Raw genomic sequence first — 15,951 nt, forward strand, 5'->3', positions numbered from 1 at the left:
TCGGGCACCTCCGCGATGAGCCTGCGCCCGCCGCGGGCGGGGCGGGAGCGTCAGCGCTTCTGGACGGGCAGCCGCAGGAGGAACCTGGTCCCGCCCCGGTCGCTGGTGGCGACGGTGAGCGAACCACCGTGGGCGTGGGCGACCCAGGCGGCGATCGACAGGCCGAGGCCGCTGGAACCCTTTCCGCTGCGGAACCGCTCGAAGAGGGACTCGGCCAGCTCGGGTGGGATACCGGGACCGGCGTCGTCCACCGCGACGGTGCCGTCCGAGGCGACGGTGATCTCGATGTCGGCCGGCTGCCCCGGGGCGTGGCCGTGGGTGAGTGCGTTGCCCAGGAGGTTGGCGACGGCGCGGCGCAGCAGGCCCGCGTCGGCGAGCACGACCACCGCCTCGGTCCGGACGGTCACCCGGTGCCCGTCCGTCGGGGTGTCGGCGACGACGGTGTCGACGAGCTGGTCGAGCCGCAGCGGCTCCCGGTCCAGCTGTACGGCACCGGCCCGCAGCCGGGCCCGGGTGAGCAGGTCGTCGACCAGCTCGCTCATCCGGGTGGACTGGCGCAGCGTGCGGCGCATGACTTCGGTGCTGTCGGCCTCCCCGCGCAGCCCCGTCTCGGCGAGTACGCGCAACGAGGCGACGGGGGTGCGTAGATCGTGCGCGGCGTCCGCGAAGAACGCCTCCTGCTGGTCGAGTGCCGCCAGGGCCGGCCGTACGGCCCGTCCGGCGAGCCAGCGGCCCGCCGCGGCCGAGGCGGCCACCAGGACCGCGCAGGCGATGGTGAGGAGCAGGGTCAGCCGTTGGTGGTCGTCCACGTTGCCCGAGATGTCGACCGCGGCGACCGCGACGGCCCCGGAGTCGTTCGCGCCCGGACCGGGGAACGGCTGGGCGTACAGGTGGAGTCGGTGGCCGTCCGGTGTCGTCGTGGTGCTCTCGGCGGTGTCCTGCTCGCGTCCGGCCTCGTCGGCGACGGCCTGCAGGTCGTCGGCGGGGACGACCAGGCAGGGCCGGTGCGGAGCGGCGATCGGGGAGACCTGACCGCCGGACTCCTTGAACAGGGTCACCGGGGGGCAGTCGTAGTCGCCCTCCTTCGGGTCGGGGTAGCTGAGGTCGCCGTCCTCGTCGTAATGCAGGTTCGCGACGATCTCGCTGGTCCGGAGCCTGAGCTCGGTGTCGACCTGGGCGCGCCAGGACCGGTCGTCCCCCTGCACGGCGACGATCGCCATGCCGACCAGGCCGAGCGCGCTGACCAGGCCGAAGAGCAGGGCGATGCGGCGCCGCAGCCGCCGGATCCGGCCCTTCGGCGTCGGCGGGGTCCGGCGGCGGCGCGGGCGGCGGATGCGGTCGGCCAGGGCCGGACGGCTCACGCCTGCGACTCCAGGCGGTAGCCGACCCCGCGCACGGTGTGGATCAGCGGCGGGTCTCCCAGCTTGCGGCGGAGCTGGGAGACCAGGACCTCGACCACGTTCGAGTTGGGCTCGGTCAGCTCGTCCCAGCAGCGTTCGATGAGTTCGGTGCGGCGGACCGCCTCGCCGGGCCGGGCGGCGAGGGTCTCCAGAAGGGCGAACTCCTTGATCGTGAGGGCCAGGAGGACACCGTCGCGGTGCACCGTGCGGCCGGCCGTGTCGATCTCCAGGCCGCCGCAGCGGACCACCGGTGGGCGGGTGACGGCGGTGCGCCGGCACAGGTTGCGGACCCGGGCCACCAGTTCCGGCACGGCGAAGGGTTTCACCAGGTAGTCGTCGCCGCCGGTGGCGAAGCCCTCGACCCGGTCGGCGACGGTGTCACGCGCGGTGAGGAAGAGGACGGGCAGGGTCTGGCCTTCGGACCTTATTCGGCGCACGTAGTCCGCGGAATCACCGGCAGGCAGCATCCGGTCGAACACGACGCAGTCGTAGGCGGTGACGAACAACGCCTCGTCGGCCTCGGGAAGGTCGGCGGCCTCATCGACCGCCAGGCCGTTGCCGCGCAGCGCGGCCGCTACGGCGAACCGCAGGTCCTCGTCGTCCTCGACCACCAGTACTCGCATGTCGTTCAGGGTAATGACGCCCGATGACGGAGGCGTCGGCGGACGGGCGGCGGAGCTCCCGATGCGGGACGGCTGTGCCGAAGAGGGCCGTGCACCTCCCCGTGCCCGGGGGGATTCGACACCTGGGAGGTGCACAGCCAGTCGCCGGTCCGCGGCCGCCGCTACGGCAACGGACCGGCGTTGTCCACGGCTGCCTCCCCCTCCGCGTGAACCGGGAAGGCGTCGCCGCCGACGTCGAGGATCATCGCAGCAGGAACCTGAGGATTCGATGAGCGTCGGTATGGCCTCCGGTCGCCGACTTGATCCCTGCCACGAAGCGGGCCGAGTTGCCCCGGCAGTGGCGAGCGGCGATCCGGTGCTGCCCGGTCGCTGCGGCCTGCCGACAGACCGTCTTCGGGGAAACCGCGCTCGGGCTCGCCGTCGTCCTCAGCGCGGCCTCCGCTGCCAGGAGCGCCGCCAGCACGACCGCCACCAAGCAGGCCCGCCGGAGGAGTGATCCGGCCCGCGCCGGTAGCCGGCGCCAGTGCCGGACGACCTGCCGCCGGGCGGCGACCACGGCGAAGGTGCAGCGCTTCCGTACCGCCCGGACCAGGGAGGCCGTCCCGGGCCGAGCGCTCGGATGGCGGGCCTTCCGGTCGTTCCGTATGGACTCCTGCATGGCTCTGCTCCGTCCTGCGTCCACCGTCGGTACGTGGCGACAGCCTGGCTGGGAGCAGCTGAGGATTCGGTGAGCATGGGCCGGGTCGGTCGGGCGGCGCCGGTGACGGGCGCACCGGCAGCGGCTTCGGTCCGTTACAGGACGATCACGGTGCGCTGTGCGGCCTACCGCCGGTGCACCCGGTGGAGTGCGTCCTCGACCAGCCCGACCTGTTCGCGGACGGCCTTCGCCCAGGTCTGCTCGCGGAGGTAGGCCTCGATGGTCTCCGTGTCGTCGGCGCGCCGCGGCGCGCCGAGCAGGGCCGTTCGCAGCGCCCGCAAGCCCGCCTGCACGGCGAGGATCTCGGCATCCAGGTGGAGCCGGACCAGGTGGGCCAGGTGCAGCGGATTGCGGTGGAACACCTGCTCGTGTCGCCAGCGCGCCGGGGCCAGGTCGAACAGCCAGTCCGTTGCGGACCGTTCGAACTCCCTCGTGCCGGGCCTGCGGACCGAACCGGGCCATCGAATCGACGGCGGACGCACCGCTCCGGGCGCGGAATATGCGCCGGAAGCCGGGATGTTGGTCATGGTTCATCACCCTGATTCCATGGAACATGGAGCCACTGACCCGCTCGGCGGCGCCGGCCCCGGCAGTGGACGCGAGCAGGGGGACTGCCGGTCGTTCGCACATCTTCGGGGGCCGCGTGGCCGGAACACTTCGGGTGCGATGAGTCTCGGGGCGCGCGACCAGACCTGTCAAGGCTCGCCCAGGGGCGCGTCCCATGGGGCCGCGCGCGGGGTTGGAACGGGGTAGCGGCCCCGTTCCGGCCCATGACTCGGCCCATGACCCGGCTCAGTCGAGGCCGAGTACCGCGAGGGCGGTGGTCCAGTCGGTGGCGATGGCGTGCTGGGCGGGGTCCAGGTTCACCTGGTGGTTGCAGACCGCGCGGTAGAGCTTGTACTCGACCTTGTCCTTGTCGGCGGCGGTGAGGCCGTCGGGGCCGGTGCCGTAGCGCGGTTGGGGCCAGAGGTTGTGGGGGTCGGTCGGGTGGCCGCCCAGGGAGAGCGGGATGTGGTGGTCCTCCTCGTAGTCCGCGGTGTCGGTGTCCTCGTAGCCGTACTCGCCGATCTGCTGGACCTTCAAGCGGTTGGTGTAACTCGTCGGCGGGCGGATCGACTTGCTGTAGCCGGGGACGCAGATGGTGTCGTCGATGGTGTCCTGGCTGACGTCCGGGTTGGTGACGCCCGGGGTGCAGGACGGGTCGGGCAGCGGGAGGTACGCCTGCGAACACGTCGTGGCGAGGGCGGTGCGGGTGGCCGTGCGGGTGGCCGGGGCGGCGTGGGCGGTGCTGCCGGCCGTGTCGGAAGCGAGCGGGCCGGTGTGCGGGCCGCCGCCCGGGCAGGAGGCGTCGTCGGGGGCGGAGTACTGGTGGGCACCGATGTCGGGGGCGCAGCCGGTGGGGACCTTGTTGCCCCAGTAATCGAGTTGAATCGGAAGCCGTCGACCGTTCGGCCTGTCCGGGTGGACCGTCCGCGGTGTGCCCCTGGACGTGGTCCCGCTCCTCATCGCGGAGCACCTGCTGGCGGACGGGAGTGCCACGGAATGGCAGCTCCCCCGTTGGCCTCCGTGTTCCGGCTCGCGCCGGCTGAGTCGGGGGCCTCAGCGGCGGGGGAGAGGGAGGGGTGGCGGGGGAGGGGGAGAGGGGCGATGTGGCACGATGCATAAAAGTCGACATTCACCGGAATGCCGACCGTCCCGAGAACGAGGTAGCTCCATGCCCGAGACCGCCGCCAGGACCCCCGGTGAACCGACCTTCCGCCCCGCGACCCTCGCCGACGTCCCGGCGCTGGTCGAGCTGGTCGAGTCCGCCTACCGGGGTGAGGCCAGCAAGGCCGGCTGGACCACCGAGGCGGACCTGCTGGGCGGGCAGCGCACCGACGCCGAGGGGGTGGCGGAGGCCGTCGGCCACAGCGACGGGCTGGTGCTGCTGGCCGAGCGCGACGGCGAACTGATGGCCTGCTGCCAGTTGGAACGGCGGGGCGAGCGGGCGTACTTCGGCATGTTCTCGGTGCGCCCCGGCCTCCAGGGCGGCGGGATCGGGCGGCTGGTGCTCGCCGAGGCGGAGCGGCTGGCCGCCGAGGAGTGGGGGGTCGGCGCGATGGAGATGACGGTCATCGAGCAGCGCGCGGAGCTGATCGCCTGGTACGAGCGCCGCGGTTTCCGCCGTACCGGCGTGTACAGCCCGTTCCCGTACGGCGACGAGCGCTTCGGCGTCCCGCGCCGTCCGGACCTCCGGTTCGAGCAGCTGGTCAAGGAGCTGTAGGGGCGCGGGGGTGTCGGGGTGGGTGCGGGGAGGGTGCCGGGGTGGGTGCGGGGAGGGTGCGGGGAGGGTTCGGGCGAGGGGCGGATTCGTTGATCGTTTGACGGTCTGTCGTCCTACTGATGCGACGTCAAGTCGCTGAACAGGGGCGATGCGGAGATGTCACACCTCGTTCATGATTGGTCCAGACCAATGTGAGAGGCTGAGGACGTACGGAGAAGTTCCGTCCGATGCCCAGGGGGGCCATTTCCGCATGCCCGTACTCCATGGCACCGCCATGTCCGCGCCCGACACCGGTCCGCGCCGGACGCCCGCGGACCCCGACCTCCGACTCCCCAGCCCGCCCGACGACCAGGAGCTCTACTGGTACTTCGGCCCGCAGCGCCGCTGGGTGCTGCTCTGCGCCACCCTCTCCTACGCGGGAGCCACCGCCACCCTCGGCCTGTTCGCCCTCAGCAAGCCGCTGCTCTGGCCGTTCCTGGTGCTCACCGTGCTCAACGCCGCCACCTGGCTGCTCTCGCTCACCGACGGTCAGCGGGCCCGCCGCTTCACCCGCGACTCGCACGACCTGCTGCTGCGCGCCTGGAGCCCCGCCCGCCACCCGAGCGTGGACCTGCTGCTGCCGACCGCCGGCGAACCGCTCGCCGTCCTCGACAACGCCTACCGGCACACCGCCGCCGTCCAGTGGCCCGGCGAGCTGACCGTCCTGGTGCTCGACGACGCCGACCGCCCCGAGGTGCGCGAACTCGCCCGCTCCTACGGCTTCCAGTACCGCGCCCGCCCCGACCGCGGCCGCTTCAAGAAGGCCGGCAACCTCAACCACGGCCTGGCCGAGGGCACCGGCGAGGTCATCGCCGTCCTCGACGCCGACTTCTGCCCCCGCCCCGACTTCCTGCACCACCTGGTGCCCTACCTCGACAACCCCGAGGTCGGCATCGTGCAGAGCCCGCAGTGCTTCGACACGGACGCCGACATGTCCTGGCTCGAACGCGCCGCCGGGGCGACCCAGGAGATCTTCTACCGCTGGATCCAGCCCTCCCGGGACGCCCAGGACGGCACCGTCTGCTGCGGCACCAACGCGCTCTACCGGCGCGCCGCCCTGCGACGGATCGGCGGCTTCGCCGAGATCGACCACAGCGAGGACCTCTACACCGGCCTCGCCCTCGCCCGGGCCGGCTGGAGCACCCGGTACGTCCCCGCGCTGGTCGCCAAGGGCATGTCGCCCACCGGCCTGCCCGCCTTCATCAGCCAGCAGTACCGCTGGTGCCTCGGCTCGCTCGCCCTCGTCCGCGACCCGGACTTCCGCGGCGGCCCGCTGCCCCGGTCGGCCCGGCTGTGCTTCTGGAACGGCATCCTCGGCTACGTCACCAGCGCGGTGAACGTGTTCGCCGTGCCGCTGCCCGCGCTGATCATGCTGTTCTTCGCGCCCGAGGAGATCCAGCCCTGGCAGGTCCTGCCCTTCCTGCCGCCGATCTGGGTCGCCCTGGTGCTGCTGCCCGCGATGTCCCGCACCCGCTGGCGCTTCGAGGTCACCCGGGTCCAACTCCTGGGCGGGCTCTGCCACGTGGTCGCCATCGCGCACGCGCTGCGCCGCCGCTCCGCCGACTGGGTGCCCACCGGTGCCGTCTCCGGCGGGACCGCCCTGGCCCGCGGCGTCGCCCGCCTCGGCGTCGGCTGGCTCGGCCTCGTCGTCCTCGCGGGCACGGCCGGCCTGGTGCGCGCCGGGCTGGAGTACGGCTGGCGACCCTTCTGGGCGCTCGCCGCGCTGCTCGGGCTCACCGCGTACACCATGATCCCGCTGATCAGGTCGCTGTGGCCGCTGCTCGGCGCGGGCCGGGCCGTGCGGGCCGCGGACGGTGGCAAGGGCGCCGCCGTCGGAGAGGTCGCCGCACCGACGCGGCGCCGCACCGGGCTCGGACCCGACCTCGGCTTCGGCCGGGCGGAAGCCGTCGCCGTCACCGCGGTGCTGCTGCTCTGCGGGGTGCTCGCCTCCGGCTGGGCCGACCCGCTGATCTTCTGAGCGGTTGGTCGGCCGACCAGACGGTCGGTTGACCTGTTGACCTGTTGACTAGTTGACCTGTTGAACCGCTCGTTCTTCCCCGCTGCGTTTCCTTGCGCGTCGCCCCACCGGCGCGGACCCCCGCCGCCCGGCCGCCCCATCGGCCCGGCGGGCCCGACCATCGCCGCCAGCCCAGCAAGGAGCACCGCCGTGCCAACGGCCGTACCACCACCGACGTCGTCCACGTCCTCCGAAGAACTGCTGCCCGGAGTCGTCCGGGTGGACCGGCAGGCCGCTGCCGCCGGAACCACCTCCGCCTCCGCCCCGGGCACCTCCTCCGCCTCCGGCATCGTCGCGTCGACGGGTGAGCCCCGCCGCCGCGCCGCCTTCCGTCCCGACATCGAGGGACTGCGCGGCATCGCCGTGCTCTCCGTCCTCGCCTACCACGCGGCCGTCCCCGGCCCGACCGGCGGCTTCGTCGGCGTCGACGTCTTCTTCGTCATCTCCGGCTTCCTGATCACCGGTCTGCTCACCGGCCGCCCGATCGGCCTGTGGGACTTCGCCGCCCGCCGCGCCCGCCGCATCCTGCCCGCCGCCGCCACCGTCCTGGTCGCCACCGCCGCCGCCGGCGGCGCCCTGCTCGACCCGCTGCGCGGCACCGACCTCGCCCACGACCTGATCGCCGCCGCCGGCCAGTTCGCCAACTGGCGCTTCGTCGGCCAACAGACCGACTACCTCGCCGCCGAACACGACCCCAGCCCGCTCCAGCACTTCTGGTCCCTCGGCGTGGAGAACCAGTTCTACCTGCTCTGGGGTGTCCTGCTGCTCGGCCTCGCCCGCTACCTGCACGGGCGCCGCCGGACCCTGGCGATCACCCTCGCCACCCTGGCCGTCGGCGGGGCCTCGCTGGCGCTCTGCCTGCGCTGGACGGCGACCTCGGCGCCGCTCGCCTATTTCTCCACCGGCAGCCGGCTCTGGGAGTTCGCCGCCGGGGCCTGCGCCGCCCTGCTGGGCAGCGCCCTCGCCGCTCGTTCTGGCGCCCGTGACCTCGTTCCCGCCCCCGTCGCCGGGCGCGGCTCCGGACGGGCCACGACCTGGGTGCTGCGGCTGCTCGGTTGGGCGGGCCTGGCGGCCGTGCTCGGCTCGGTCCTCCGGTACGACCGCACCACCCCCTTCCCCGGCGCGGCCGCCCTGCTGCCCGTCCTCGGCACCGCGGCCCTGCTGCTCGCCGCCCCCGCCGACCGGATCCTCGGCGGCGTCCTCGCCAGCAGCCCGCTGCGCGCCGCCGGGCGCCTCTCGTACGCCTGGTACCTGTGGCACTGGCCGGTGCTGACCATCGCCCAGGCCCGGTACGGCCAGCTGACCTGGCCGGTGCTGCTCGCCCTGACCGCCGCCAGCGCGCTGCCCGCCTGGCTCACCCTGCGGCTCGTCGAACAGCCCCTGCGGTACGGCAGCAGCCCGGCACCCCGGCGCGGCCTCGCCGTCGGCGCCAGCGCGCTCGTCATCCCGCTGATCGCCGCACTCACCCTCGGCGGCGGCACCGTCCGCGCGCTCGGCGGCACCGCGGACGCCCGGACCGTCGCCCCCGCCGGGGCCGTCGACGGCCCCGCGCTGCTCGCGCCCGGCACCCGGGTGCTCGGCCTCACCCCCTCGCTCGCCCGCGCCCGGGAGGACTTCCCGCCCGGCAAGGGCTGCGAGATCCCGCTCAACGCCGACAGCAGCCCCCGCTGCCTCTTCGGCAACCAGGACAGCCCCGACCGGATCGTGCTGCTCGGCGACTCGCACGCCGGGCAGTGGATCTCCGCCGGGCTCGCCCTCGCCGAGCAGCGGCACTGGGCCCTGGAAGTGCTGGTCAAGCCCGGCTGCCCGCTGGCCACCCTGACCGTGCGCAACAACGTCCTCGGCCGCACCTTCGACGAGTGCGACCGCTGGCGCGAGAACACCCTCACCCGGCTCACCTCCGGGCCCAAGCCCCGGCTGGTTCTGTTCTCCGGCCTCAACCGCTACGGCAGCCAGGAGGAACGCACCGAGGGCTGGACCCGCACCCTCGACCGCCTCACCGCCCTCGGCGCCCCGCTCGCCTACCTCGGCGACACCCCGATGCCGGGCAAGGACATCCCCACCTGCCTGGCCGCCTCCGACGGCCGCTCCGACGCCTGCTTCTTCCCCCGCGACACCGCCTTCGAGCCCGACCCGATGCTCGACGGCGGCCTCGCGGCCCGCTACGGCGTCCGCACCCTCGACCTCGGGCCGCTGCTCTGCCCGGGCAGCGGGGCGAGCTGCCCGGCCGTGCTGGAGGGCGTGGTGCTCTACCGGGACACCGGGCACATCACGGACACCCTGGCCCGGGTGCTGGCGCCGCGGATCGACAAGGGGGTGCTGGGCGCGCAGTGAGCACCCGGTGGGCGTGACGGACGCCGTGCGGCCCCGCGCCGCCCCCGCCTCCCCTCGCCGACCTGCCGCCCCGCGCTGCCCCGCGGGCTCAGATCAGCACCGGCTCGCGGGGCAGCTCCTCCAGGCGGGAGTCCGCCCCGACGATCCGGAACACCCCCGGCCCCACCTCCTCGGAGCGGCTGCGGATGTCCATGTAGAGGTGGGCGGGCCACTCCGTCCGCAGCGACCAGCTGACGCCGATCAGATCGGCGCCGTCCAGCCGGGCGCCGGTCAGGTCCGCGTCGGTCAGATCGGCGTGGGCCAGGCCGGCGCCCGTGAAGTTCCCGTCGACCAGGACGGCGGCCGCGAGGCAGGCGTGGTCCAGGGTCGCGCGGGACAGGTCGGCGCCGGTGAGGTCCGCCGAGGTGACGTACGCCTGGCTCAGGTCGGCCCTGGCCAGGGCCCCGCCGCGCAGCGTCGCCCCGGCCAGCACCGCCCCGCACAGCTGGGCCCGGCGCAGGTCCGCCCCGTCCATGGCGGCGCCGGTGAGCAGGGCGTAGCGCAGGTCGGACTCCGGCAGCCGGGTGTCGCGGAGCCGGGCGCCCGCCAGGTGGGCGTTGAAGAGCTGGGCCCGCACCAGGGTGGCGCCGGACAGGTCGGCGGCGTACAGGTTCGCGTCGTCCAGCGTCGCGTCCGACAGGTCGGCGCGCCACAGTTCGGCCTGGCAGAGGTTGATGTCGGTCATGATCGCCGAGCTCAGGTCCACGTCGTGCAGGCGCGCGCCGGCCAGGCTCGCGCCCGTCAGGTCCGCCGCCCGCAGGTCCGCCCCGGACAGGTCGGCTCCGGCCAGCTCGGCGTTGTGGAGCACCGCGCCCGGGCCGGGCACCCGGAGCGGCTCGAAGGCCAGCGCGGCCCGCAGCCAGGTCCGGAAGCCCTCCCTCGGCGGCTCCGCGGGCCGGGCCGCCGCCGACCCCCGTCCGTCCCGTACGGAATCACCGGCCACGACGCCTCCTCCGCTGGTCGGCCCCGTCGGCGGGGCCGTACCTGACGCCCATCCTGGCGTTCACCCGGTCGTTCACCCGGTTGTTCACCCTGTCGTCCACCCGGGGCACGATCGGGGTCCGGCGCGGTCCGGGCCGTGGCTCGGAACCGGTCCGGGGCGGCGAGGGGAGCTCCGGACGTGACGGGCCGCGCGCGAACATCTGCTGCAGGATCTGCGGCGCCGCGATGCCGATCGCCAACGCCCCCACTGGGCCCGCCACCTGGTTCGAGGCGGTGGACGCCGCTGTCACGATCACCCCGACGCTCAGCCGGATCGCCACCGCCACCACGTACGGGGCCAGCTTCATCTGCCCCCGGTACGTCCACGGGAAGCCGCCCACGGAGTTGATCCGCTCGTGGAGGGTCCACGCCTCGATGGCAGCCGCGCCACCGAACCCCCACAGGCATGCAGCCAGCATCTGCATCCGAGCAACTCCTCGCACCCACCGCACCGTTGATTCCCGACGGCCCTCTCGCCGACCATGCTGGTGCACCGGGCCGTGCACTGCCGGGTCCGGCACCCCGCAGGGCACCGATCCTCGGGAAACACCGGCGTTCCGGGGGCGGGGGCGGGCCCGCCGTGGTATAGCGATCGGGCCCTGGGCGTGGGTGCGGGTGTGGGTGTGGGTGTGGGTGCGGGCGTGGAGGTCGGTGTTGGCGCGGGCGTCGGCGTTCCGGTCAGCCGTAGACGCCGCGGCAGATCCGCGCCTGCTCGGAACCGGCCGGCCAGCGGCCCACCCGCTCCGCCTGGTCGCAGATCGTCCCCGGGCCGAGCGAGGGCAGCCCCGGCGCACCCGGGCCCGCGTTCGGTGCCGGGCGGCCGGACGGGCTCGGCCGCGGGCTGCGGCCCGCCTTGGTGTGCGGCGAGGCCGAGGCGTGCTGGGCCCCCGTCTGCTCCGCCCCGCTGCCCGGGGCGGCCGCCGCGGCCGGGTCGCCGCCGCCCGGCAGGGCCGGGGTGCCCGCCAGCGTGGGGGAGGGGCCGGGGGACGGCGAGGGCGTGCCGGCCGGCGGAGCGAGCGGCAACAGACCGGACGGCGTGGCCGACGGCGAGGCCTCCGGCAGGGCCACCACCCGGACGTCGTCGCCCGACCCCGGACCGCACATCACCAGCAATGCGGCCAGCACCACCAGCGTCCCGCCGGCCGCCACCGCCCGGGCCTTCCGCGACCGGCGCCGCGGCGGGGGTGTGCCGCCGGGCGGCGGTTCCGCCTGCGACGGCCCGGCCTGCGGGGGCGCCGTGCGGAACGGCTCCGCCTGCGACGGGATCGGGAGGGGTACGGGAGGTGGTTGCCAGGCGTTCGACGGCCACTGCCACTGTCCTCCGGTGGGCTGCCCAGTCATGTGCTCGTCCTTCCAGCGCCGCCCCCGCCGTTTCTACCGTGCTCAACGAGCGCGCCGACCACGGGACATGACCCGGAAGAGGGGCCTGGACGGGCGCTGATTGCCGCCGACCCACATGCTGGGGTCATGGAGACCAACAGCACGTCCGCACACCTGGTCGAGGTGGCCGAGTTCCGGACCGACAGTCGCTACCGCCTCGTCCACCTCGAAGGCCACGGCTGGGAACCCCTCGCCCCCGAGGAGTTCGAACCCCGCCTCCACCAGGTCTTCCCCGACCTCGACCCGCACGACCCCGTCAAGGTGCACTGGGCCGACCGCCCCTGGGAGTGGCCGAGTTGGCACCCCGGCGAAGCCTGAGTCAGTGATCGCCCCGACGACGGGTTCGCTACGCTTTCCGGGTGAGCGTGGATCACTTCTGGCGCCGCCTGCCAGGTCAGGCCGTGGACGCCTGTTCGCCCGAGGAACTCGGCGAACTCGTGCCCCGGAGCCGCGACGTCCGCTACGACCGGCTGGTCGCCGCCGGACTCGCCCTCGGCGTACGGCGGACCGCCGTCCTGATGGAACTCGCCCTCACCGAGAACGGCCTCCACCCCGACCCGGCCGCCCGGCTCCCCGTCTACGGCGGCACCCGCCGTGACATCGGGGTCGGGATGCCGGTGCTGCGGCCCGACCAGGTGGCCGCCGCCTTCACCTTCCTGCGCGACTCGGCGCTCGGCGAACTCGTCCGCCAGCAGGACACGGTGCTCGCCCGGCGGGTCGCCCAGCTCGACCTCGAACCGCCCTGGTCCGAGTCCTGGGCCGCCCGCGTCGTCAACGACCTGCGCGAACTGCGGGACTTCTTCGCCGGCGCGGCCGCTGCGGGGGATGCCGTCGTCGTCCGGGAATCCGCATGAGGGAACCGATGCGATCCACTGAACCGATACGCCCTGCCGATCCGATAGGGCCCGCCGACCCGGCGCGCCTGGCGGACCAGGAGCGCCCGCCGGGGACGGTCGGCTACGGCGAGGCGGCGGAACAACTCGCCGTCCAGTACGAGAGCGTGGACTTCGCCGAGGTCCACCGCTCCCTGCTGCACCTCTATCCGGCCGCGCCCGCCGCCGTCCTCGACATCGGCGCCGGCACCGGCCGCGACGCGGCCGCCCTCGCCGCCCTCGGCCACCGGGTCACCGCCGTCGAGCCGACCCCCGAACTGCGCGCCGTCGGCGCCCGCCTGCACCCTCGGGCAGGCATCCGCTGGATCGCCGACGCTCTGCCCGACCTGCCCGAGCTGACGGCGCGGGGCGAGCAGTACGACCTCGTCCTGGTCACCGCCGTGTGGATGCACCTCGCCCCCGCCGAACGCCCGCCCGCCATGCGGGCTGTGGCCCGCCTCCTCGCCCCCGGCGCCCGCCTCGCCCTCACCCTGCGCCACGGCCCCGTCCCGCCCGGCCGCCGGATGTTCGACCTCCCGCCCGACCACACCACCGCCCTCGCGGAAGCCCACGGCCTCCACCTCCTCCACCAGGGCGAGCGGTCCGACCTTCACGCCCGCGCGGACGTGAGCTGGACCGAGCTGGTCTTTCAGCGCGGCCACCGGCCTCCGCCGCCGTTGCTCTGACAGCGGTCCCCGGGGGCGCAACGATCCGGGCATGAGCCCTGCTCCCGCGCACGCGAGGTCGCCGGCCTGCTCCTGGACGGCCTGTTTGGACGCCCGCCTGGACGGCCTGTCTGATCGGTTCCTGGAGCAGGAAATTAGGCCGTGGTGCGGCTCGACCACCAGACCGAGCCGAAGAGGAGTGCACCGGGGAGGATGCCGGCAACGGTGGAGGTGGCGGCGGTGGGGGCACCGAGGAAGGCGAGAGCCATGCCGAGGGCACCGCAGGCCGCCATCGAGCCACCGAGGATGCGGAGTTGGGGGCGGCTCCAGGCTGTCGCGAGCCCGAAGAAGTGGACGCCGACGACGAAGGCGATCCAGCCGACGGTGGCCGTGGGGGTGTGGAGGGCCTTGTTGATGACGGCGAGGCCGACGGCTATGGCGACGACTTCGGCTGCGACGACGAGCCAGTAGCGCCGACCGAACCGCGGTGAGGAGACGGTCGTGGCGGTCGCGGGGATGGGCTGGCGGTTGAAGACCCCGAGGAAGAGGAAGGCGACGATGGAGAGCACCCGAAGGGGCACGCCGGCGGCGTTCGGAAGGGCACCGGCGTTGGCCTGGACGAAGACGAGCCCGAAGCCCGCCCCGATGAGCCTGGTGGCTCGCACTCTGTTCATGATCGCGAAGATAACGCCTGGCTAGCGTCCTGCGCCAGGAATTCGATCAAGATCTCTGGACGAAGGATGCGGACGAGATCCTGCAGCGGCTCGCCTCAGAGGCCCACGATGTCGCGGACTCTGTCGATGAACTGGGGGGCTTCCGAACCACCAACATCGCCGTCGACCTCGGCACGGCAGCGGGTACGGCGGCGGCACGCTCCTACGTCACCGTTCTCCAGGCCCTCTCCGCGACGCCGGCCGCCCCTCTGCGACCGGCGGCCGACCGGGGGCGGCCGCCACCTGCTACCCCCCGGCCTGCTGGTAGAGCGTCACCAGGAGGCCGTGCACCGGCTCGCCCTCCGGGTCCTCCTCGGCCCCGTCGACCAGTGCGGCCAGCGCCTCGGCCAGCTTCGCCGCCTTGGCCGGGCTGAGCCGCAGGTGACGCAGCGTCATGAGATGGTCGACGGGTGAGCGGTCCAGCTCCTGGGCGACGGCCCCGAACAGCGCGGCCGTGCCCTCGGCCCGAGGTTCGGCGACGAGGAGTCGTTCGGCGGCCCGCCGGTAGTACTTCTCGGTGCCGCCGCGTACCCGCCGCGTTCCCGCGTCCTGGACCAGCCCCGCCTCGCACAGCACCCTGAGGTGGTGGGAGACGCTGCCCTTGTTCGCTCCCAGCTGCGCGGCGAGTCGGCTGATCGTCGACGGCCGGGTGCTGAGGGCGAACAGCAGGCGCTGGCGCATGGGGTGGGCGAGCGCGGTGTGCTGGAGCGGCGTGGTGATCCGCTGCACGTCTTCGCTTTCGACTTCGTCCTGTTGATGGCTCACCCAATCAAGCGTTAAGTACGGTTGACGCTTTTGCAAGTCGCTGGTCTACTCCCTCCCATGACCTCCACACCTTCCCCCACGTCGCTGCCCACGTCGCTGTCCGAGTCGCTGTCCGAGTCGCTGTCCGTGCCGCTGGACGCCGTCACCGTCGTCGAGTCGATCGCCGACCTGGTCGGCGAGAACTACGTCTTCCCCGACGCCGCCAGGCAGTTGGCGGACCTGCTGCGCCGCCGCAACGCCGAGGGCTGCTACCGGTCCCTGAACATCGAGGACTTGGCCGACGCGGTCACCACCGACCTGCGGTCCGTCAACGGCGACCTGCACCTGGCCCTCAAGCACCATGCCGTGCCGGTGCCGCCGGAGCGCGGCGCGGCCGTACTCGCAGCGATGCGGCGGGACTTCGACTCCTCCCTGGGCGGTGTGCCGCGGGTGGAACTGCTCGACGGCGGCGTCGCCGTCCTGGAGATCGGGCCCAAGATGTTCCCGCTGGACTGGGCGGCACAGCCGCTGGCCGCGGCGCTCTCGCTGGTGGCCCCCGCCCGCGCCCTCGTCCTGGACCTGCGCCGCAACACCGGCGGTGACCCGGACACGGTCGCCTTCGTCTGCGGCTACCTGCTCGACCGCCGTACGCACCTCAACACCCTGCTCTCGCGGCAGGGCGAGGTGGCCGAGCAGTCCTGGACGCCCCCGTTCGTGCCCGGCGCCCGCTTCGGCGGCAGCAAGCCGCTGTACGTGCTGACCAGCGGGAACACCTTCTCGGCGGGCGAGGAACTCGCCTACGACCTCCAGCAGCTCGGCCGCGCCGAGGTCGTCGGGGAGGCCACCCGGGGCGGCGCGCACCCGCGCGAGGGCTGGACGGTGCACCCGAACCTGGAACTCAGCGTGCCGGTCGCCCGCGCGCTCAACCCGGTCTCGGGCACCAACTGGGAGGGCACCGGCGTCCGTCCCGACGTGCCGTGCGACCCCGATGCGGCGCTCGACCGCGCACTGGCCCTGGCCGTGGCACGCCTCGCGTAGCGGGACCGGATCGACGGACTCTGCCACGGCTCTTACCCGAAATCGGGGACTCGCCCCGCCCTTGCACCTCGCCGCCAGCGACATCATCAAGGACTTGACCGGCGAGGACTGGAGGCGGATCCGGCACCGCAAGGCTGGCGGCAGCG

At 73.9% G+C, this 15,951-nt stretch carries 16 protein-coding genes; 7 read left to right on the forward strand and 9 right to left on the reverse strand.

Annotated elements, in window-relative coordinates; translation table 11 throughout:
* Window positions 1–50: 50 nt before the first annotated feature.
* The 4 genes from ACZ4W5_RS14205 to ACZ4W5_RS14220 all read right to left on the reverse strand — a co-directional run bounded on the left by ACZ4W5_RS14205 (window position 51) and on the right by ACZ4W5_RS14220 (window position 4,226).
* Window positions 51–1,361 carry a sensor histidine kinase gene (locus ACZ4W5_RS14205; RefSeq protein WP_465654556.1) on the reverse strand — a complete coding sequence of 437 codons (1,311 nt, stop codon included), beginning with the start codon at window positions 1,359–1,361 and terminating at the stop codon, window positions 51–53.
* Window positions 1,358–2,023 carry a response regulator transcription factor gene (locus ACZ4W5_RS14210; RefSeq protein ID WP_360230635.1) on the reverse strand — a complete coding sequence of 222 codons (666 nt, stop codon included), beginning with the start codon at window positions 2,021–2,023 and terminating at the stop codon, window positions 1,358–1,360. The genes ACZ4W5_RS14205 and ACZ4W5_RS14210 overlap by 4 nt, the downstream gene beginning before the upstream one ends.
* An 822-nt stretch (window positions 2,024–2,845) precedes the next feature.
* A complete protein-coding gene (locus tag ACZ4W5_RS14215) occupies window positions 2,846–3,247 on the reverse strand; it encodes a hypothetical protein (RefSeq protein ID WP_465654558.1) in 402 nt (133 codons plus the stop codon).
* A 265-nt stretch (window positions 3,248–3,512) separates the two neighbouring features.
* Window positions 3,513–4,226 (reverse strand): hypothetical protein, encoded by a 714-nt coding sequence (locus tag ACZ4W5_RS14220; RefSeq protein ID WP_465654560.1) that lies wholly within the window; start codon window positions 4,224–4,226, stop codon window positions 3,513–3,515.
* A 208-nt stretch (window positions 4,227–4,434) separates the two neighbouring features.
* Between ACZ4W5_RS14220 and ACZ4W5_RS14225 the strand changes: the two genes are divergently transcribed.
* From ACZ4W5_RS14225 to ACZ4W5_RS14235, 3 genes are all read left to right on the forward strand, one after another.
* Window positions 4,435–4,983: a GNAT family N-acetyltransferase gene (locus ACZ4W5_RS14225; RefSeq protein ID WP_465654562.1), complete on the forward strand. Its 549-nt coding sequence runs from the start codon at window positions 4,435–4,437 to the stop codon at window positions 4,981–4,983.
* A gap of 250 nt (window positions 4,984–5,233) precedes the next feature.
* Window positions 5,234–7,000 carry a glycosyltransferase family 2 protein gene (locus ACZ4W5_RS14230; protein ID WP_465654564.1) on the forward strand — a complete coding sequence of 589 codons (1,767 nt, stop codon included), beginning with the start codon at window positions 5,234–5,236 and terminating at the stop codon, window positions 6,998–7,000.
* Window positions 7,001–7,189: 189 nt separating this feature from the next.
* Window positions 7,190–9,373, forward strand: coding sequence for an acyltransferase family protein (locus tag ACZ4W5_RS14235; protein ID WP_465654566.1), 2,184 nt, complete (start codon window positions 7,190–7,192; stop codon window positions 9,371–9,373).
* 88 nt (window positions 9,374–9,461) lie between these two features.
* Here the strand turns inward: ACZ4W5_RS14235 and ACZ4W5_RS14240 are convergent, their stop codons facing one another.
* From ACZ4W5_RS14240 to ACZ4W5_RS14250, 3 genes are all read right to left on the reverse strand, one after another.
* Complete coding sequence (locus ACZ4W5_RS14240; RefSeq protein ID WP_360230647.1) at window positions 9,462–10,355, reverse strand: pentapeptide repeat-containing protein; 894 nt, start codon at window positions 10,353–10,355, stop codon at window positions 9,462–9,464.
* Entirely contained in the window at window positions 10,345–10,818 is a 474-nt protein-coding gene (locus ACZ4W5_RS14245; RefSeq protein WP_465654568.1) for a hypothetical protein, read from the reverse strand. The genes ACZ4W5_RS14240 and ACZ4W5_RS14245 overlap by 11 nt, the downstream gene beginning before the upstream one ends.
* Window positions 10,819–11,071: 253 nt before the next feature.
* Window positions 11,072–11,734 (reverse strand): hypothetical protein, encoded by a 663-nt coding sequence (locus ACZ4W5_RS14250; protein ID WP_465654569.1) that lies wholly within the window; start codon window positions 11,732–11,734, stop codon window positions 11,072–11,074.
* Between the two features lie 126 nt (window positions 11,735–11,860).
* On the opposite strand from ACZ4W5_RS14250, the gene ACZ4W5_RS14255 reads away from it, so the two are divergent.
* The 3 genes from ACZ4W5_RS14255 to ACZ4W5_RS14265 are packed head-to-tail and all read left to right on the forward strand — an operon-like array spanning window position 11,861 to window position 13,331.
* The gene (locus ACZ4W5_RS14255; protein WP_360230653.1) at window positions 11,861–12,091 is read left to right on the forward strand and encodes a hypothetical protein; all 231 of its coding nucleotides are present in this window, start codon (window positions 11,861–11,863) and stop codon (window positions 12,089–12,091) included.
* A gap of 41 nt (window positions 12,092–12,132) precedes the next feature.
* Complete coding sequence (locus ACZ4W5_RS14260) at window positions 12,133–12,627, forward strand: hypothetical protein (RefSeq protein ID WP_465654571.1); 495 nt, start codon at window positions 12,133–12,135, stop codon at window positions 12,625–12,627.
* A gap of 8 nt (window positions 12,628–12,635) precedes the next feature.
* Window positions 12,636–13,331, forward strand: coding sequence for a class I SAM-dependent methyltransferase (locus ACZ4W5_RS14265; RefSeq protein WP_465654573.1), 696 nt, complete (start codon window positions 12,636–12,638; stop codon window positions 13,329–13,331).
* A gap of 134 nt (window positions 13,332–13,465) precedes the next feature.
* Here ACZ4W5_RS14265 and ACZ4W5_RS14270 read toward each other — a convergent pair whose 3' ends face one another.
* Together ACZ4W5_RS14270 and ACZ4W5_RS14275 are read right to left on the reverse strand one after the other, a co-directional pair.
* Window positions 13,466–13,984, reverse strand: a complete 519-nt coding sequence (locus ACZ4W5_RS14270) for a hypothetical protein (protein ID WP_465654575.1) — start codon at window positions 13,982–13,984, stop codon at window positions 13,466–13,468.
* Between the two features lie 285 nt (window positions 13,985–14,269).
* On the reverse strand, window positions 14,270–14,788 hold the full coding sequence (locus ACZ4W5_RS14275) for an ArsR/SmtB family transcription factor (protein ID WP_465654577.1): 519 nt from the start codon (window positions 14,786–14,788) through the stop codon (window positions 14,270–14,272).
* Window positions 14,789–14,845: 57 nt separating this feature from the next.
* Between ACZ4W5_RS14275 and ACZ4W5_RS14280 the strand changes: the two genes are divergently transcribed.
* Complete coding sequence (locus ACZ4W5_RS14280; RefSeq protein WP_465654578.1) at window positions 14,846–15,805, forward strand: S41 family peptidase; 960 nt, start codon at window positions 14,846–14,848, stop codon at window positions 15,803–15,805.
* The last annotated feature ends 146 nt before the right edge of the window (window positions 15,806–15,951 follow it).

It is taken from the genome of Kitasatospora sp. NPDC029367, assembly GCF_055569135.1.

Bases quoted from the DNA above. Each gene is read 5' to 3' on its own strand.
- ACZ4W5_RS14215 (WP_465654558.1), bottom strand. From the start codon at position 3,247: ATGACCAACATCCCGGCTTCCGGCGCATATTCCGCGCCCGGAGCGGTG.
- ACZ4W5_RS14265 (WP_465654573.1), top strand. From the start codon at position 12,636: ATGCGATCCACTGAACCGATACGCCCTGCCGATCCGATAGGGCCCGCC.
- ACZ4W5_RS14250 (WP_465654569.1), bottom strand. From the start codon at position 11,734: ATGACTGGGCAGCCCACCGGAGGACAGTGGCAGTGGCCGTCGAACGCC.
- ACZ4W5_RS14230 (WP_465654564.1), top strand. From the start codon at position 5,234: ATGCCCGTACTCCATGGCACCGCCATGTCCGCGCCCGACACCGGTCCG.
- ACZ4W5_RS14210 (WP_360230635.1), bottom strand. From the start codon at position 2,023: ATGCGAGTACTGGTGGTCGAGGACGACGAGGACCTGCGGTTCGCCGTA.
- ACZ4W5_RS14245 (WP_465654568.1), bottom strand. From the start codon at position 10,818: ATGCAGATGCTGGCTGCATGCCTGTGGGGGTTCGGTGGCGCGGCTGCC.
- ACZ4W5_RS14270 (WP_465654575.1), bottom strand. From the start codon at position 13,984: ATGAACAGAGTGCGAGCCACCAGGCTCATCGGGGCGGGCTTCGGGCTC.
- ACZ4W5_RS14225 (WP_465654562.1), top strand. From the start codon at position 4,435: ATGCCCGAGACCGCCGCCAGGACCCCCGGTGAACCGACCTTCCGCCCC.
- ACZ4W5_RS14280 (WP_465654578.1), top strand. From the start codon at position 14,846: ATGACCTCCACACCTTCCCCCACGTCGCTGCCCACGTCGCTGTCCGAG.
- ACZ4W5_RS14255 (WP_360230653.1), top strand. From the start codon at position 11,861: ATGGAGACCAACAGCACGTCCGCACACCTGGTCGAGGTGGCCGAGTTC.
- ACZ4W5_RS14220 (WP_465654560.1), bottom strand. From the start codon at position 4,226: ATGAGGAGCGGGACCACGTCCAGGGGCACACCGCGGACGGTCCACCCG.